18 protein-coding genes are annotated in these 16064 nt (G+C 69.1%); 12 read left to right on the top strand and 6 right to left on the bottom strand.

From position 1 onward, the window contains the following. The first annotated feature begins 32 nt into the window (after nt 1-32). From flgK to QN350_RS16265, 9 genes are all read left to right on the top strand, one after another. On the top strand, nt 33-1508 hold the full coding sequence (flgK, locus tag QN350_RS16305) for a flagellar hook-associated protein FlgK (protein ID WP_322139617.1): 1476 nt from the start codon (nt 33-35) through the stop codon (nt 1506-1508). A gap of 2 nt (nt 1509-1510) precedes the next feature. Beyond that, nucleotides 1511-2470, top strand: coding sequence for a flagellar hook-associated protein FlgL (gene flgL / locus QN350_RS16300; protein ID WP_322139616.1), 960 nt, complete (start codon nt 1511-1513; stop codon nt 2468-2470). Beyond that, nucleotides 2467-2844: a flagellar assembly protein FliW gene (locus QN350_RS16295; protein ID WP_322139615.1), complete on the top strand. Its 378-nt coding sequence runs from the start codon at nt 2467-2469 to the stop codon at nt 2842-2844. Before flgL ends, QN350_RS16295 begins: the two co-directional genes overlap by 4 nt. 171 nt (nt 2845-3015) lie before the next feature. Continuing rightward, nucleotides 3016-3183, top strand: a complete 168-nt coding sequence (locus QN350_RS16290; RefSeq protein WP_166787363.1) for a hypothetical protein — start codon at nt 3016-3018, stop codon at nt 3181-3183. Continuing rightward, complete coding sequence (locus QN350_RS16285) at nt 3180-3944, top strand: cytochrome b N-terminal domain-containing protein (protein WP_322139614.1); 765 nt, start codon at nt 3180-3182, stop codon at nt 3942-3944. Before QN350_RS16290 ends, QN350_RS16285 begins: the two co-directional genes overlap by 4 nt. Beyond that, the gene (locus tag QN350_RS16280; RefSeq protein WP_322139613.1) at nt 3941-4906 is read left to right on the top strand and encodes a hypothetical protein; all 966 of its coding nucleotides are present in this window, start codon (nt 3941-3943) and stop codon (nt 4904-4906) included. The genes QN350_RS16285 and QN350_RS16280 overlap by 4 nt, the downstream gene beginning before the upstream one ends. Before the next feature lie 211 nt (nt 4907-5117). Continuing rightward, nucleotides 5118-6086, top strand: a complete 969-nt coding sequence (locus QN350_RS16275) for an acetylxylan esterase (RefSeq protein WP_322139612.1) — start codon at nt 5118-5120, stop codon at nt 6084-6086. 914 nt (nt 6087-7000) lie between these two features. Further along, complete coding sequence (locus QN350_RS16270; RefSeq protein ID WP_322139611.1) at nt 7001-7675, top strand: hypothetical protein; 675 nt, start codon at nt 7001-7003, stop codon at nt 7673-7675. A gap of 494 nt (nt 7676-8169) precedes the next feature. Beyond that, a complete protein-coding gene (locus QN350_RS16265) occupies nt 8170-8676 on the top strand; it encodes a hypothetical protein (RefSeq protein ID WP_323516924.1) in 507 nt (168 codons plus the stop codon). 151 nt (nt 8677-8827) lie between these two features. Here the strand turns inward: QN350_RS16265 and sufU are convergent, their stop codons facing one another. The 6 genes from sufU to QN350_RS16235 are packed head-to-tail and all read right to left on the bottom strand — an operon-like array spanning nt 8828 to nt 13575. Next, nucleotides 8828-9385 (bottom strand): Fe-S cluster assembly sulfur transfer protein SufU, encoded by a 558-nt coding sequence (sufU, locus tag QN350_RS16260; RefSeq protein WP_322139609.1) that lies wholly within the window; start codon nt 9383-9385, stop codon nt 8828-8830. Next, a complete protein-coding gene (locus tag QN350_RS16255) occupies nt 9382-10698 on the bottom strand; it encodes a SufS family cysteine desulfurase (RefSeq protein ID WP_322139608.1) in 1317 nt (438 codons plus the stop codon). The genes sufU and QN350_RS16255 overlap by 4 nt, the downstream gene beginning before the upstream one ends. Nucleotides 10699-10702: 4 nt before the next feature. Then, entirely contained in the window at nt 10703-11494 is a 792-nt protein-coding gene (locus QN350_RS16250) for an ATP-binding cassette domain-containing protein (RefSeq protein ID WP_416173033.1), read from the bottom strand. Continuing rightward, nucleotides 11491-12327: an ABC transporter permease gene (locus tag QN350_RS16245; RefSeq protein WP_322139607.1), complete on the bottom strand. Its 837-nt coding sequence runs from the start codon at nt 12325-12327 to the stop codon at nt 11491-11493. Before QN350_RS16245 ends, QN350_RS16250 begins: the two co-directional genes overlap by 4 nt. Nucleotides 12328-12334: 7 nt before the next feature. Continuing rightward, nucleotides 12335-13174 (bottom strand): molybdate ABC transporter substrate-binding protein, encoded by an 840-nt coding sequence (modA, locus tag QN350_RS16240; protein ID WP_416173032.1) that lies wholly within the window; start codon nt 13172-13174, stop codon nt 12335-12337. Then, complete coding sequence (locus tag QN350_RS16235) at nt 13171-13575, bottom strand: TOBE domain-containing protein (protein WP_281534698.1); 405 nt, start codon at nt 13573-13575, stop codon at nt 13171-13173. The genes modA and QN350_RS16235 overlap by 4 nt, the downstream gene beginning before the upstream one ends. A gap of 79 nt (nt 13576-13654) precedes the next feature. On the opposite strand from QN350_RS16235, the gene QN350_RS16230 reads away from it, so the two are divergent. The 3 genes from QN350_RS16230 to QN350_RS16220 form a co-directional block, all read left to right on the top strand. Then, a complete protein-coding gene (locus QN350_RS16230; RefSeq protein WP_322139606.1) occupies nt 13655-14164 on the top strand; it encodes a MogA/MoaB family molybdenum cofactor biosynthesis protein in 510 nt (169 codons plus the stop codon). Between the two features lie 349 nt (nt 14165-14513). Beyond that, entirely contained in the window at nt 14514-15389 is an 876-nt protein-coding gene (locus tag QN350_RS16225; protein WP_322139605.1) for an FAD binding domain-containing protein, read from the top strand. After that, the coding region (locus tag QN350_RS16220; RefSeq protein WP_323516923.1) for a (2Fe-2S)-binding protein at nt 15386-16064 on the top strand (679 nt) is incomplete at its 3' end. The genes QN350_RS16225 and QN350_RS16220, both read left to right, overlap by 4 nt.

Here is a 16064-nt window from a genome sequence, read left to right as displayed (position 1 = left end):
CCTCTTCGACCAGTCGTTCTAACGGGAACCCCATGAGCACATTCGGCGGACTCAACACCGCGTACACCGGCCTCGTCGCCGCCCGCCAGGGCCTCGACGTCGTCGGCCAGAACATCGCCAACGCCGGCACGGAGGGATACACCCGCCAGCGCGTGACGACCTCTTCAGTCGATGCCGTGACGCGCGTCGGCCTTTTCTCCTCCGGAGTCGGCGCCGGCCAGGGCGTCTCGGTCACCGGCATCGCCCGTCTCGGTAGTGCGAGCCTCGACGCACAGGTGCGGGCCTCTGCCGCGGCAGCCGGCTTCTCGGCAGTGCGCGCCAACTCGTTCTCCGCGATTGAGGCAGCCACCAACGAACCCGGCACGAGCGGACTGTCTGCGACCCTCTCGAAGTTCTGGGCCGGCTGGCAAGACGTCTCCAACGCCGTCGGCGACGCCGCCCCGGCCGGCGTCGTGCTGAGCCAGGCAAAGGCGGTGGCCGGCCAGATCGCGTCCAATTACCAGGCCGTCGCCACCGAGTGGACCTCGCAGCGCTCGAGCGTCGACTCGATGGTCTCAGAGGTCAATTCCGCGGCCACGCAGGTCGCCGGTCTCAACTCCCAGATCCGCCTGACGGTCGCAGCGGGCGGTTCCGCCAACGAACTCCTCGACAAGCGCAGCGCGCTCACCACGACCATCGCCGCACTGACCGGCGGCGTCGTCTCCGAGCAGGCCGACGGCACGGTCAGCGTCTTCGTCGGCGGCAACGCCCTCGTCAGCGGCGACCAGGCGCAGAGCCTGACGGCCGTCGGCCCCAGGTCGATGACTGGAACCGGGACTGTCAAGGTCGCCTGGACGAAAGACCTCGGCAACGCCTCATCGACGGCCGCTGCCATCGACGGCGGCGAACTGGCCGGAGCGCTCTCGCTGCTCGGCCCCGCGACGCTCGACGCCAACGGCAAGGGAACCGGATCGACCCTCGCTGACGTTGCGGCGACCTACAACTCCTTCGCAACAACGCTCGCCAAGAACGTCAACGCCGTCTTCAACCCCACCTCGGCCGCCACCGGGGACTTCTTCGAGGTCCCCGCCACCGGGGCCGCTGCCCTCGGCTTGACCGTGGTTCCGAAAACGGCCACAGCACTCACCGCCGCGCTCAAGGCCGCCGGCACCGGTGGGGCCCTCGATGGCTCGATCGCCGACGCCGTCTCGCAGCTGGGCGCGGGAAAGGCCACCGCCCTCGACCCTGCGACCGGCCTCCCCCTCACGTCCCCGAGCGCAGACTGGTCCAATGTCGTGACCAGCCTCGCGGTGACCACGAAGGCTGAGCTTCAGGGTGCGTCCCTGGCCAACACCACGTCGACCGCAGCGGTCAAGGCCCAGCTGTCCAACGCATCCGTCGACCTCGACGAAGAGAACGTGAGCCTTTTGATGTTCCAGCACGCGTACCAGGGCGCCGCCCGCGTCATGACCGCCGTCGACGAGATGCTCGACGTGCTCATCAACAAGACCGGATTGGTGGGACGCTGACCATGATCTCCCGTGTCACCACCCAAACCCAGATTCGCGCAGCCCAGTCGAGCCTGCAGACCAACCTCGCGAGGCTCACCCAGCTGCAGGAGCAGGCCTCGTCACTGACGACCCTGAAGAACCCTTCGGACGACCCGGCCCGCGCCGCGGATTCGCTCGCGGTTCGCGCCCAGCAGAGCGCTGTCGCCCAGTACACCCGCAACGTCGACAACGGCACCGGCTGGCTGACCACAACGGACTCGGCCCTGGCCGCGACGACGAACATCATGAACCAGGTGCGCGACATCACCGTGCAGGGCGGCAACGGCTCGCTCTCGCAGACCGCGAAGAGCGCCCTCGCCGCGCAGCTGCAGGGCCTCAAGCAGGACCTGCTCACCCAGGCGAACACGCAGTACCTCGGACGCAGCGTCTTCGCGGGCACCTCGGATGCCCCTGCAGCCTTCACGACGACCGCCGGAATCCCGGCGACCGGGGCTACCCCGGCGATTCCGGCTACGGTGACCTACACGGGCACAGCCGGTTCGACCGTCGAGCGCCGCGTTGCCGCGGACTCGACCGTGCGCGTCGACTCCAATGGTGCATCCGTCTATGGAATCGGGACCGATTCAGTGTTCAGCCTCATCGACAACATCAGCAACGCACTGGACTCGTCGACGGGCGTCGCCGCTGCCGGAGCGTCGGCGACGACGACCGCGAGCGACTACCTCTCGACCGTCGACACCCGACTGACCACGGTCATCGCCGCGCAGTCGGACAACGGCGTTCGCCAGGCACAGATCGAGAGCGCCGGTGCCGGCCTCGTCACCAAGGCCGGAACGCTCGAGGCCCAACGATCCGGGATCGAAGACGTCGACCTCGCCCAGGCCGCCCTCAACCTGAAACTCCAGGAGGTCAGCTATCAGGCTGCGCTCTCCGTGACCGCGAAGGTACTGCAGCACACACTGATGGACTTCCTCCAATGAGCGCCACCCTGACATTCGTCTCCCCTCCGCCCGGGCTCGCCCCGCTGACCGAGTTCGATCTCACCGAGATCGCCGGAGCCGACGGCCTCTACACGCTGCAGTCCGCCGAGGACCGGCACACCCGGTTGTTCGTTCTCGACGCGGCAATCTATCTGCCGGACTACTCCCCCGTCATCACCGACGAGCACGCCCTCTCCCTCGACCTGGCCGACCCCGATGAGGCTCTCGTGCTCGTCGTGACCAACCCGCGCGAAGGCGGAACGACCGTCAACCTGATGGCGCCGATCGTCGTGAACTCCACGACCGGCCGCTGCGCCCAGATCATCCTCGAGGGCCAGGACTGGTCCCTGCGCGCCGAGCTCGGCGCCGCGTAGCATCGACGCAAAATGCTGTCCTGTGGCGCGGGTTCCTGAACGGAGTCTCAGGGCATTTCCGCGTCGAATGATGAGCGATTCCGGCCGAACGGGAATAGCGTGAGATCCATCGGGGCATAGCCGCTCGGATTCACCCAACGGCTGGCCGATATCCCGAGCAATGGAGCCGTAATGCATCCGCTCATCAGCTATTTTGCAGCCCAGGACAGTCCGGGCATCTATCTCGGCTTTGGTGCCTTCCAGATCCAGCTCGGCAACCTCATCGTGATCCTCGTGATGATCCTGCTGTTCGTGCTGGCCCTGTTCCTGCCGTTCCCGAGCGGGAAGAAACGGCCATGAGCATCCGCGAGGAACGGAAGACCGAACCGGTCGAGGAGTCCTACACCTGGACCGGGAAGGCCAGGGGCTGGCTACTGAAGCACCTGCCCGCCGACAAACTGCTGCCGCAGGACCAACCGAGCTACGTCGCATCCTGGATCTACGTCTTCGGAATGGGCGCGATCGTCTCGCTCGTCTTCATCGTGGTCTCCGGCGTCGTGCTGAGCCTGAACGGCCCGGCCTGGTACCACGTCTCCGACTTCGGGCACTTCGTGAACAGCGTGCACCTGTGGAGCGTCGAGCTCTTCTTCATGACGATGGTCGTGCATCTCTGGGGCAAGTACTGGATGGCCGCCTGGCGCGGCGGGCGCACCCTCACCTGGATCACCGGCATGGGCGCCTTCCTCGTCTCGATCGTCGCGGCGTTCACCGGCTACCTGCTGCAGACTAACTTCGACTCGCAGTGGATCGCCTTCGAGGGCAAAGACGCACTCAACGCCTCGGGCATCGGCGCCTGGTTCAACGTGGCCAACCTCGGCCAGATCTTCGGGTTCCACATCGTGCTGCTTCCTCTCGCGGTCGGAGCCGTCGTCGCACTCCACGTGATCCTGGTGAGGATGCACGGGGTCGTCCCCCCGATTGATGCTGCCGAGACCGACGCCCAGCTGAGCGGCACTGCGCTGCTCGACGGCGACGCCACCGCCCGGAGCGCCGCACCGCTCGGCGACCGCGCGCAGGGCAGTCCGGGCACGAACCCGAACCGGACGGAGGCGACCCGATGAGCGCCCCGACCATGTCCCGTTCCGACCGGGATGGCCTCGCCCGCCGCCCGTGGCGCGGCACCGTGCGCGAGTACGACCTCTTCAAGGAACTCACGGTCGCCCTCGTCGTCGTCGGGCTCGTGATCGTCGGTCTCTCGGCGATCGTCGGCTCGCCCGACGAACCGAGCGTGACCCTCAAGTCCTGGGCCCAGGCCCAGCCCGCCGACTTCGTGGCAACCGCGACAGCCGAGCTCGGCGGCACGAGTGAGACCGCCGGTTACGGCCCGCCGTACAACACGACCGCCGATGCGACCCAGACCATCGGAGCCTTCGACCTGCAGAGCTTCTCCGGGGTGCAGCTGCCGATCGACACGGCTAAGGACATCGTGATCACCCCGCTGACGACGCTCAACGCGCCGCCGAGTGCCGCCCTCGACACGTGGAACGCGGCAAGCGATACCGAGAAGGCCGACTGGACCGCCGCATACACGGATGCACTTACGAACGCCCCCGACGGCGACCCGGCCCAGGTCACCACCGGCGACTACGGCCCCGTGCCGGTCCTGACCGACGCGTTGCTCACGATGGCGAGCCAGGGCGCGCTCGACGGAGTGCTGAACGCGCAGCAGTCGTTCTACAACGCCGATTACACCCGCACGATCCTGTTCCTCGGTGACGGGGCATACTTCGGCGACCTCGCGACCGCTGCGCATCTCACCGGCGACCAGTGGGGCATGATGAACGAGACGGGAAACACGCCAGGCCAGTCGTGGCTGTGGCTCTTCTCGTTCTGGTACCAAATCGAGCCGTTCGCATCCGCCCCCAACGCCGACCTTCTCGTCGTGCTCCTGATGCTCCTGCTGAGTGTGCTGTTGACGCTCGTGCCGTTCATCCCCGGCCTGAGGGACATCCCGCGGTGGATTCCGATCCACCGCCTGATCTGGCGGGACTACTACAAGAAGCGCGCGGCAGGCCGCAGCTGAGAGGCTCCGCCGGTTCGGCCCGTTCGATTGCGGACAAAACACCCTCGCCGGCGCGACGAAGGTGTTTTCTCCGCAATTCAGGGCGCGGATGCCGCAGCAACGGCGCGGGCGGAAGGTCGCTGACCGCAACACTAGGCTGGGGACGAGATCGATCGACGCCGAGGCATCCGCGCGGCCCGTCGCATCCGTGTGCCTCACCGAAAGGCCCTCTGTGCCCCGTTACGACCTCAGCCTGCCCGAGCTTCGCGACTACCGGCCGATCGTCGCCGAGCCGGACGACTTCTACGAGTTCTGGGAGGACACCCTCGCCGACGCGCGCCGCTTTCCCGACGAACCACGCCTGACCCGGGTCGACTCCCCGCTCAGCCAGGTCGAGGTCTACGACATGACCTTCAACGGATTCGCCGGGCAGCCGGTGCGCGCCTGGTTTCTGGTGCCGGCAGGCACGACCGGCCCGCTGCCCGCCGTCGTCGAGTACAACGGCTACGGCGGAGGCCGCGGCCTCCCCCACGAGCACCTCGCCTGGGTCACCGCCGGGTACGCCTACCTGTTCATGGACACCCGGGGCCAGGGCAGCGTCTGGGGCTCCGGCGGCGACACTCCAGACCCGAACGGCACCGGGCCGTCGGCCCCCGGTTTCGTGACCCGCGGCATCGAACGACCGCACGACTACTACTACCGCCGGGTCTTCACGGATGCCGCCCGCGCGATCGACGCCGTGCGCACGCTCGACCGGGTCGACCCGACCCGCGTCGCCGTGTGCGGCGGCAGCCAGGGCGGCGGAATCGCGCTCGCTGCGGCGGGCCTCAGCGAGGGACTCATCGGGGTCATGCCCGAAGTGCCCTTCCTCTGTCACTTCGAGCGGGCCGTTGAGATCACCGATGGGGACCCGTACCAGGAGATCGTGCGGTACCTCTCGGTGCACCGCGACCTCGTCGAGCAGACCTTCACAACGCTTTCCTACTTCGATGGCGTGAACTTCGCCAAGCGCGCGACGGCCCCGGCGCTCTTCTCGGTCGCCCTGATGGACCCGGTCTGCCCGCCGTCGACGGTCTTCGCGGCCCTCAACCACTACGCGGGCGAGGCGGACATCGAGGTCTACCCGTTCAACCAGCACGAGGGCGGCTCGGGCCACCACTGGCTGCGGCAGGCCGCCTGGCTCGAGGAGCGCATCCTTTAGCCCCTTTGCGCCAGCCGGTCTCCCCTGGCCCGAGTCCCCCTAACGAATTCGACGGAGTTTTTGCCCGGAAAGCGCTTAGATCGCGATCTCACGGGTGCGAAAACCCAAAATCTCCGTCGAATTGGTTAGGCCATTTGGCCCGACAAGAGTGTCGCCCTGTGGATAACTCCAGCGGGATGTCCTCAGGTGTTCTAACGTGACCGCATGCGGATCCGTGCGAGGTACCGGCTGGCGACGACGACTTTGTACGCGCCCCTCTGTACTGCCGGCCTCCTCGCCCTCACCGGGTGCGCGACGTCACCGGCGTCGATCGCGAGCCCATCTGCGTCCCCGACAGCGGATGCCCCCGCTTTCGCCTCAGAAGCCGACGCTCTCGAGGCCGCACGAACTTCATTCACCGAATACCAAGCACTATCGACGCAGATCGGCCACGAGGGCGGAGTTTCCCCCGAGCGGATGGCCGCCGTCGCTACGGGAGGAGCGCTTAAGGATGAGATTCAATCGCTTCAGGGACTAGCTGAAGGGGGTCTCCACGGTACTGGGAACCTGAGATTCGACTCATTGCGATTACAGAGCGCCGACCTTACGCACGGGACCGTCACAACGTACCTTTGCCTGGATACATCGCAAGCCGATCTGGTAGACGCATCGGGAACCAGCACGGTCTCACTAGATGTCGCCCGTCGTTATCCCCTCGAAGTTCGTTTCACTCTCCCCAATCAGAGTCGACGACTACTTGTGGAGGAGTCCGTCACATGGTCCGGCACAAATTTCTGCTGATCTTCCTGCTATTGCCGGCGCTCCTGGGATTCGCAGAAGTCACCACAGAGAGGGATCCCTGCGTGGGTTGGAAGAACCTTGCCAGCCAGTGTTCAGAACCACCACCGGTCACGGGGGTGGTGAACGGCGGGGGTGTGGACTTGTCGACGGGATTCGACTCGGGGACGGGACCCGGCGGCACCGCGTCGGGAACGGCTGACGGCACGGGTGATGCGCGCGGCGCGACCGGCTCGAGCGCTCCGCGATCGACGCCGACACCGACCGTTGCTCTGCCGTTCGTGAGGGACGGGTTCGCCGTCAACTGTCCGCTCTGTGACCCGAATCTCGTGGTCAGCATCAGCGATCTCGTCACTTTCCCGGCGGCCGTGCCCGAGCAGGGCATGGAACCCAACGGCTGGGCGATCACCGGGCTTCCGGCGAATTTCCTGGCCCGGGCATCCGTGCACGTGCGCTCGGGCGTGCTGCTCGGGTTCCCCGCCGAGGTCCGTTTCACGCCGAAGCGATTCCACTGGGACGTCGGCGACGGCACGCCCGTTGACTCCGCGACGGGCGGCGCGAGCTGGGGGACGCTCGGCGTCCCGGAGTTCTCCGACACCGCAACCAGCCACATTTTCAGGTCTACCGGCCGACACACCGTGGTGCTATCGGTTGTCTACTCGGCCGAGTACCGCGCCGGCGCACAACCCTGGCGTCCGGTGCAGGGCGCACTCACGATCGCCGCACCGCCGCTCACCGTCATCGTCAGCACGGCCTCGACCGTCCTCGTCGGCCAGGACTGCAGGGCCAGCCCATCGGGCCCCGGCTGCTGACCGAGCGCTACTTCCGCCGCGACAGCCGGATGGGCACCACGATGATCCCGACGACGGCCAGCGCGAGCAAGACGGCAAACCCCAGCATCACGAGACTCGTCCCGGCGGACAATCCCATCAGTGCCGCCCTCGTCTTCGCCCGGTGGCGACCATCGTGCGCACTACTTGCGGCGCGCGATTCGAATGGCGACAAAGACAATCGCCACGGCCACAGCGGCCATCACCGCCAAGCCCCCAACGAGAATTAGTACATGCCAGCCAGCCAGATTATTCAACATTCTCCCCCCAGAGGCCGGTTGTCGGACCGGCGATACCAGAAGGCTAGCCGACCCATGGTTCGCGCGCACTCCTTTCCGAGGGGTCCCTCTCCGGGACTGGCCGTGCGGGGACTGCCCTCCAGGCACGGCAACGCGGAATGATAGGGACTGTGCGCCGACACTCTCGCCGGCCGCACCGCAGTTTCGATTCGCCCCCTCGACCAAGGACGCCCCGCGATGACCGACGTATCCCGCTCCCTCACCATTGATGCCGGCCAGACCGGCATCCGCGCCCTGCTCCGCTCGGCCGACGGACGACACGACACGTTTGATTTCGCCGGCATTCGCACCGACCGGGAGCTGATGCCCCAGCTCGCCGATGTCGTCAAGGCCGTCGCCGCGACCGAAAGCGGCCTTTCCGACGACCTCGGCATTCGCACCCTGAGCGCCGGCATCTCCGGCTTCACGCAGTCCGACGCTGATGCCGCCGAACTCGCACTGTCGGTGCGCACCGGACTCGAACGGGTGGGCCAGTCGGTGGTCGACGCACCCGTGATCGGCGGGCTCGGCGGAGTGCTGCGCTCACCCGAGATCGCGACCCGCTTCGAGCGCGATCTCCGCCTGGTCTGGCCGGCCGCGGACATCCGCTTTCCCACCGCCAACGGTCTCGACGGCGCCGCGCTCCTGCCGAACCTGCCCGCCACCAGCGCCGTCCTCAGCCTCGTCGCGCGTTCCCGCGCCTGACCAGCGCCGAGCCCTCGCGCCCCAGCGTGCGCGCGCAAGGTTGCGCGAGAGCGCACTTTTGGCCCTTAAAACACGGTTTTAAGGGCCAAAAACGTACTCTCGCGGACGAGAATCAGCCGGTGACGCGGCGACCCGGCAGCGCCGGGCGCGGTTAGGCGAGCGGGGTCGCGGGGGCGACGGATGCCGCGGCGACCTGCATCAGGGCGGCCTCGAACGCGACCCAGGGCAGCATCGCGCACTTGACCCTGGCTGGATACTTGGAGACGCCGGCGAAGGCCGCGGCATCGCCGAGCACCTCTTCGTCGGGCTCGATCGTGCCGCGCGAGCGGAGCAGATCACGGAAGGTCGTGACCAGTGCCTCGGCTTCGGGAACGGTCAGTCCGGTCATCGTGTCCGCGAGCACGGATGCCGACGCCATCGAGATCGAGCAGCCGTCACCGCGCCAGACGAACTGTTCGATCACAGGAGCAGGGCCGGCGGCATCCGCCACCGCGGCATCCGCTGCGGTACCAGAGCCGGCGCGGACGCCGACGCGAACCGTGATCTCGTCGCCGCAGGTCGTGTTCACCTGGTGCGACTCGGCGAGACGCAGCCCCGGTGCACCGTCGGCGTCGAACACGCCGAACGGCTCTGCCGAGGCGCCGTGCCGGTACTTGGCGTGGTCGAGGATGATCTGCTGGTACAGCTGCTGCAGCTCGCTCGAGCTCATGACTTCACTCCGAAGAACGGGGCGACCTCGTGCATGGCGGCCAGGAACTGGTCGACCTCGTCGGTCGTCGTGTAGAGGTAGGTGCTGGCGCGCGTGGACGCGGTGATGCCGAGGCGGCGGTGCAGCGGCTGGGCGCAGTGGTGGCCGACCCGCACGGCGATGCCGGCCTCGTCGAGGAACTGGCCGACGTCGTGGGCATGCACCCCGGCGACGTCGAAGGCGGCGAGGCCGATGCGGTCGATGCCGGCGGCCGGTCCGAGCACCCGAACGCCGGGGATCTCGGCGAGCCCGGCCACGAGGCGCTGGCCGAGTTCGGCCTCACGAAGGGCGATCCGGTCCATGCCGGTTTCGGTCAGGTAGTCGACGGCGGCGGCGAGGGCGATCGCCTGCGAGATGCGCTGGGTGCCGGCCTCGAAGCGCTGCGGGGGCGCGAGGAACTCGGCGTGTTCCATGTCGACGGTCGTGATCATCGAACCGCCGGTCAGGAACGGCGGCAGCCCGGCGAGCAGGTCGGCCTTGCCGAAGAGCGCTCCGATGCCGGTCGGGCCGAGCATTTTGTGCCCGGAGAAGACGGCGAAGTCCACGTCGAGCGCGGCAACGTCGACCGGCAGGTGCGGCACGGTCTGGCAGGCGTCGAGCATGACGAGGGCGCCGAAGCGGTGCGCGAGCTCGACGAGCTCGGCGACGGGATTGATCGTGCCGACGACGTTGGACGCGTGGGTGAAGGCGAGCAGCCGCGTGCGCGGGCCGACGATCGTGGCCGCGGCGGCCAGGTCGAGGGTGCCGTCGTCCAGCACGGGAATGAAGCGCAGGGTCGCCCCGGTGCGCAGGGCGAGCTGCTGCCACGGAATGAGGTTGGCGTGGTGTTCCATCTCGGTCACGACGATCTCGTCGCCGGCCCCGATCCGGAACCGGGCGGCATCCGGCCCGCCGAGGCCGAGGGAAGCATTGGAGATCGCATATGCGACGAGATTGACGCCTTCGGTCGCGTTCGAGGTCCAGACGAGTTCGTCGGGCTGCGCGCCGATGAACGCGGCGACGGTCGCCCGGGCGCCCTCGAAGGCTTCCGTCGCCGCGAACGCGAGGGTGTGCGCGCCGCGGTGCACGGCCGCGTTGCGTTGCTCGTAGTACTCCTGCTCGGCTTCCATCACGCTGATCGGGTTCTGCGAGGTGGCCCCAGAGTCCAGATAGTTGAGCGGATGCCCGTTGATGCGCTGTTCGAGGATCGGGAAGTCGTTGCGGATGCGAGCGACCTCGTCCTCGGTCAGCGCCACGGCGGCGGCACGACGGAACGATGGAGCGGAAAGCGTCATGCTCCTAGGTTAAGCCGTCTTCGCGGGATTCGGCCGTCCCGGGCGCGAGACCGAAGGTGAGGGCACGGGTGAATGCGGTGCGAGGGTTCGCGAAGACCTCGCGGGTCGGACCCGCCTCGACGATCCGGCCGTCCTCGAGCACGATGACCCGGTCGGCGAGGGCGAGGGCGTCGAGGGGATCATGGGTGACCAGGATCACCGAACGGTCGGACAGCATCCGGTTCAGCAGCAGGCGTTGGGCCGGCACGGCCGCGACGTCGAGGGAGGTCATCGGCTCGTCCAGCAACAGCAGGCGCGGTCGGGCCGCGAGGGCGCGCGCGACGGCCACCCGTTGCGCCTGACCGCCGGAGAGGGCGCCGGGTTTGCGGTCGGCGAGGTCGGCGACGTCGGCGGCGACGAGCCACTCCTCGGCGAGGTCACGCGCCGCGGCCCGGGGAATTCCCGCGCTCCGCGGCCCGAAGGCGACGTTGTCGCGAACGGACAGGTGCGGGAACAGCAGCGGTTCCTGGGCGAGAAGCACGGTGCCGCGGGCGTGCGGCGGAATCCAGGTACCTGCGCGGGGAAAGGTGCCGGTGCGTGCGTCGGGGGCAGCGGATGCCGCGGGCAGGTCGAAGAGGACATGGCCGGCGAGGCTCGCGCGGCCGGAATCCGGTCTCAGCAGGCCGGCGCTGATCTGCACGACGCTCGACTTCCCTGCCCCGTTGGAGCCGAGGAGCGCGACGGTCTCCCCCGGCTGGACGCTGAAGGCCACATCGAGGTTCCGGTGCGCGAGGACCGCCTCGAACTCGAAGGTCATGAGAGCCCCCGCGGCCGGTGCGTCGCGACCATGACCACGACGGCGACCACGACGAGCACCAGGGCGAGGGCGACGGCGGCATCCGGATCCGTTTCGCGCTGCAGGTAGATCTCGAGCGGCAGGGTGCGGGTGACGCCCTCGAGGCTGCCCGCAAACGTCAGGGTCGCACCGAACTCACCGAGGGCCCGCGCGAACGCGAGCACGGCCCCCGAGACGAGCCCCGGCACGACGAGCGGAAGGGTCACCCGCCAGAACACGGTGTTCGGGGCGGCGCCGAGCGTCGCGGCGACGGCTTCGTACCGCGCGCCCGATGCCCGCAGGGTCGCCTCGACGCTCAGCACGAGGAATGGGAGCGCGACAAACGCCTGCGCGAGCACGACGGCCGTCGTCGAGAAAGCGACCTGGATTCCGAGCACCTCGAAGGTCTGGCCGAGCAGCCCCCGGCGGCCGAACGTCGACAGCAGCGCGATCCCACCGACCACGGGCGGTAGCACGAGCGGCAGGAGCACGAACGCCCGCACGAGCCGCTGGCCGCGGAACCGGCTCCGGGCGAGCACGACCGCCATCGGCACCCCGAGCAGCAGGCAGAGCGCCGTGCTCGCCGCGGCCGTGCGGAGGCTGAGCAGCAGCGCCGCGATCGCGGAGGGCGAGGTGACGAGCGCACCGAAGTTCGCCCAATCGACCCTGGCGGTCATTCCGACGATCGGCAACACGATGAAGAGCGCGCCGACGGCAGCGATCGCGACGATCCAGCGCGGTACGCCGAGCACCTCCGTATCGTCGCGCGCGGTGCCGCGCAGAGAGAGAGCTGCCCGGCCGCTGGCCTGTGTCATGCGACGCTCACGGGGTGCCGAAGCCCGCCGCGGCGAGCACCTTCCGCCCGGTGGGTCCGGTGACGAAGCCTGCGAACAGGGTCCCGAGTTCGGCATGCTTGCTCGCGGCGACGACGCCGATCGGATACGAATTCACGGCCTCGCCTGATTCGGCGAACGGGATGCCGAGGACGCTCGTGCCCGCCCCGGCGACGTCCGTGACGTAGACGAGGCCGGCATCCGCCTCACCGGAGGACACCTTGCCGAGCACGTCGGTGACGGCGTTCTCCTCGCTGACCGGGGCGAGGGTCACACCGGTCGCCTTCTCGATCGCGGCGGTCGCGGCGCCGCAGGGCACCTGGGCTGCGCAGATGACGACCTTGGTGCCGGGATCGGCGAGGTCGGCGAAGGACTTCACGCCGGCCGGATTGCCCGGCGGAACGGCGATCTCGAGGGTATTGGTCGCGAACACCGCCGGGGCGGCCGTGACGAGGCCAGCGCCCGTGAGCTTGGCCATGTTCTTCGTGTCCGCCGAGGCGAAGACGTCGGCGGGAGCGCCTTCGGTGATCTGGGTGACGAGGTCGGCCGATCCGGCGAAGTTGAGCGCAACGGTCACGCCGGGGTTGGCGGCCTCGAACTCGGTCGCGAGCTCGGTGAAGGTCTTCTTCAAGGAGGCGGCCGCGAAAACGGTCAGGGTCTCCGGGACACGGCTCGCGGCAGTTGTTGACGCCGCGGATGCCGCGGCCGACCCGGTCGCAGACCCTCCGGCCCCGGCCGGGCCGGCACACGCCGTCGTCAGCGCGGCCGCGGCACACACGGCGATCGAGGCCAGAAGGTACCGGCGGACGGGGTGACGGCGAGGGCTCACGAATGCTCCTGGGGGATTTCGACGATCACCGTGGTTGCCTTCACGACGGCGACCGCGACCGACCCGGGCACGAGGCCGAGCTCCCGCACGGCTTCGGTGCTCATCAGGGAAACGACACGGTGCGGCCCGCACTGCAGCTCGACCTGGGACATCACCGGGTCGCTCACGACGCGGGTGACGAGCCCGACGAACCGGTTACGGGCCGAGCTCGCCGTGCCGGACGGGTCGGTCTGCACGGCGGCGTGTTCGGTGGCCAGGCGGGCGAGGTCGACGCCCTCGACGACCATGCGCCCGGCGGCATCGGTTGTCGCGGGCAGAACCTCATTGTCGATCCAGCGGCGCACGGTGTCGTCGCTCACGCCCAGGAACCCGGCGGCCTCTCGAATCCGTATCTGCGCCATAACGAGCACTATATTCCCTCATCTGCGGATTCGCTGCCCGTCCGGCTTCGATTGACTCTCCGTGCGGCACACTGGGGACATGACGACGAACACCCCGACGGATGCGACGCCGCGCGTCGCGCAGATCATCGTCGCGTCCACCCGCGCCGCGGCCGGCATCTACCCGGACCGCACCGGGCCGGTCATCGAGGCCTGGCTTCTCGACAGGGGCTGGACCGTGGACGCCGTCCACGTAGTGCCGGACGGCGACCGCGTCGGCCAGGCCCTCGGTGCCGCGATCGCCGCGCACTGCGACCTCGTGATCACCACCGGTGGCACCGGGGTGAGTCCGCACGACGAGACGCCCGAGCAGACACTGCCGCACCTCGACCGGCTCATCCCGGGACTCGCGGAGGAGCTCCGCCGCCGGGGCGCGGCATCCACTCCCCTGGCCCTGCTCTCCCGCGGCTACGTCGGCCTCGCCCGCGGCCGCACCGTGGTCGTGAACCTGCCCGGCTCGACCGGCGGGGTGCGCGACGGCCTCGCCGTGCTCGACGACGTTCTCCCCCACCTCATCGATCAGCTCCACGGCCTCGACCACACCTCCTGAGCCGCCTCCTCCACGCCCCGCAGCACGCCCCGCCACGCCGCCCGGAGACGTAACGTCGGAGATTTCCCCGACCCGCGGCATCCGCTGACCGCATACTCGGCGTGTCGCAAAAATCTCCGACTTTGCCGATGCCGGCAGCCATCCGTGACGAATCCACGGGAGCGCAGGCCCGAGCGGATGCTGCTCGCCCGATCCCGTCTCCCGGGACGAGAATCACCGTCGAAATCGTTCGAGGCATCGCAGTCCGGGTCCGCGGCAGCGCGCCCCCGGACGGGGACGGGTACCGTGGACGGAACCGGCCCGGAAATGCGGTTGACTGGATACTCGGCCCGGGACGACTGGAGCAGCAATGGACCTCAATACCGTTGTGACGATCACGCCCGCCCACGAGCGCGCCGACCTGCGGCTGCTCGGCGACACGGTCGCTCCCCTCGCGGGCGGTTCCGAACTGTTCGCCGATCCCCGCGTACACCTCACCGGGCTCGTCGACCTGCAGTCGTTCGGCTGGCCGGCGCTCACCGTCACCGCCGATGGCCTCGAGATCGCCGCGACCTGCACCCTCGCCCAGCTCGCTGCGCTCCCGACCCGGCCGGGCTGGACCGCGCATCCGCTGCTCTTCGAATGCTGCACCGCCCTCTACGGTTCGTTCAAGGTCTGGAACGTCGCAACCGTCGGCGGCAACCTCGCCACAGCCCTGCCGGCCGGCCCGATGACGAGCCTCGCCGCGGCCCTCGACGCCGAGGTGCTCGTCTGGCGCCGCGACGGAAGCGACGAGCTCATCCCCGCCGCGGACTTCGTCACCGGCGACATGACGACCGTGCTGCGCACCGGCGATGTGCTGCGTTCCATCCACATTCCCGAGGCCTCGCTCCGCGCCCGCACCGTGTTCCGTAAGATTGCGCTCTCCCCGATCGGCCGCTCGGGCGCCGTCGTCATCGGCCGCCTCGACCGCGACGGCCGCTTCACCCTGACGGTGACGGCTGCGACCCTCCGGCCCGTGCAGCTGCGCTTCGACACGCTTCCGGCCGCGGCCGAGCTCCGTGCCGGTGTCGCGGGCATCGACGCCTGGTTCACGGATGCCCATGGCGCGGCCGACTGGCGCGCCGCGGTCAGCGGCGTGCTCGCCGAGGAGATCCGCCAGCAGCTCGAGGCCCCGGAACCGACTCCCGATCCGGAACAGACCCCGGCAGAGACCACCCCGACCGGAAGCGAGGCCCGCCCGTGAGATTCGAGGTCAACGGCCAGTGGGTAGACGCCACGGCAGCTCCCGGGCAGTGCCTGCGCACCTTCCTGCGCGAACTCGAGCACTTCGAGGTCAAGAAGGGCTGCGACACCGGCGATTGCGGCGCCTGTTCGGTGCTCGTCGACGGCACCCCGGTGCACTCGTGCATTTACCCGGCATTCCGCGCGGAGGGCACCGCGATCACGACGGCCGCCGGTCTCGGCACGCCGGGTGACCTCGCGCCCGTGCAGCAGCGCTTCGTCGACCACGCCGGTTTCCAGTGCGGCTTCTGCACGCCGGGCATGGTCGTGACCGCGTCCACGCTCACCGAGCATGACCTCGAGGACCTGCCCCGCCTGCTCAAGGGCAACCTCTGCCGGTGCACGGGCTACCGGGCGATCGACGACGCCATCCACGGGCGGCACACCCCGTCCGACGGCTCGGCCCCGTGCGCCCTTCCGCCCGACGGCCTCGGTCCCGTGGTCCGCACCGGCACCCGCGCAACACCCCCGTCGGCACTCGCCGACTCGCTCGACTCCCCCAACCTCACCCGCGCCCCGGGTACCGCGTCTCCGCTCGAGGGAACGCCGGACACCACGTCCCTGGGCGATGAAGCACCGAGTCGCAGGGCCTCGGACGCCGAGCCCCCGGCCGCGGTGGACCCCACCGCGCCCGCCC

The organism is Cryobacterium sp. 10I5, from assembly GCF_035019865.1.
GTDB classification, from domain to species: Bacteria; Actinomycetota; Actinomycetes; order Actinomycetales; family Microbacteriaceae; genus Cryobacterium; species Cryobacterium breve_A.
The sequence above is the reverse complement of the archived record's forward strand: the minus strand, read 5'-3'. Positions and strand labels throughout refer to the sequence as shown.

What these genes read in the sequence shown, in the direction of transcription:
- QN350_RS16280 (WP_322139613.1), top strand. Translation starts at nt 3,941, where the DNA reads ATGAGCGCCCCGACCATGTCCCGTTCCGACCGGGATGGCCTCGCCCGC.
- QN350_RS16230 (WP_322139606.1), top strand. Translation starts at nt 13,655, where the DNA reads ATGACGACGAACACCCCGACGGATGCGACGCCGCGCGTCGCGCAGATC.
- QN350_RS16235 (WP_281534698.1), bottom strand. Translation starts at nt 13,575, where the DNA reads ATGGCGCAGATACGGATTCGAGAGGCCGCCGGGTTCCTGGGCGTGAGC.
- QN350_RS16285 (WP_322139614.1), top strand. Translation starts at nt 3,180, where the DNA reads ATGAGCATCCGCGAGGAACGGAAGACCGAACCGGTCGAGGAGTCCTAC.
- QN350_RS16225 (WP_322139605.1), top strand. Translation starts at nt 14,514, where the DNA reads ATGGACCTCAATACCGTTGTGACGATCACGCCCGCCCACGAGCGCGCC.
- flgK (WP_322139617.1), top strand. Translation starts at nt 33, where the DNA reads ATGAGCACATTCGGCGGACTCAACACCGCGTACACCGGCCTCGTCGCC.
- QN350_RS16290 (WP_166787363.1), top strand. Translation starts at nt 3,016, where the DNA reads ATGCATCCGCTCATCAGCTATTTTGCAGCCCAGGACAGTCCGGGCATC.
- QN350_RS16265 (WP_323516924.1), top strand. Translation starts at nt 8,170, where the DNA reads ATGACCGACGTATCCCGCTCCCTCACCATTGATGCCGGCCAGACCGGC.
- QN350_RS16255 (WP_322139608.1), bottom strand. Translation starts at nt 10,698, where the DNA reads ATGACGCTTTCCGCTCCATCGTTCCGTCGTGCCGCCGCCGTGGCGCTG.
- QN350_RS16250 (WP_416173033.1), bottom strand. Translation starts at nt 11,494, where the DNA reads ATGACCTTCGAGTTCGAGGCGGTCCTCGCGCACCGGAACCTCGATGTG.
- QN350_RS16295 (WP_322139615.1), top strand. Translation starts at nt 2,467, where the DNA reads ATGAGCGCCACCCTGACATTCGTCTCCCCTCCGCCCGGGCTCGCCCCG.
- flgL (WP_322139616.1), top strand. Translation starts at nt 1,511, where the DNA reads ATGATCTCCCGTGTCACCACCCAAACCCAGATTCGCGCAGCCCAGTCG.
- QN350_RS16245 (WP_322139607.1), bottom strand. Translation starts at nt 12,327, where the DNA reads ATGACACAGGCCAGCGGCCGGGCAGCTCTCTCTCTGCGCGGCACCGCG.
- sufU (WP_322139609.1), bottom strand. Translation starts at nt 9,385, where the DNA reads ATGAGCTCGAGCGAGCTGCAGCAGCTGTACCAGCAGATCATCCTCGAC.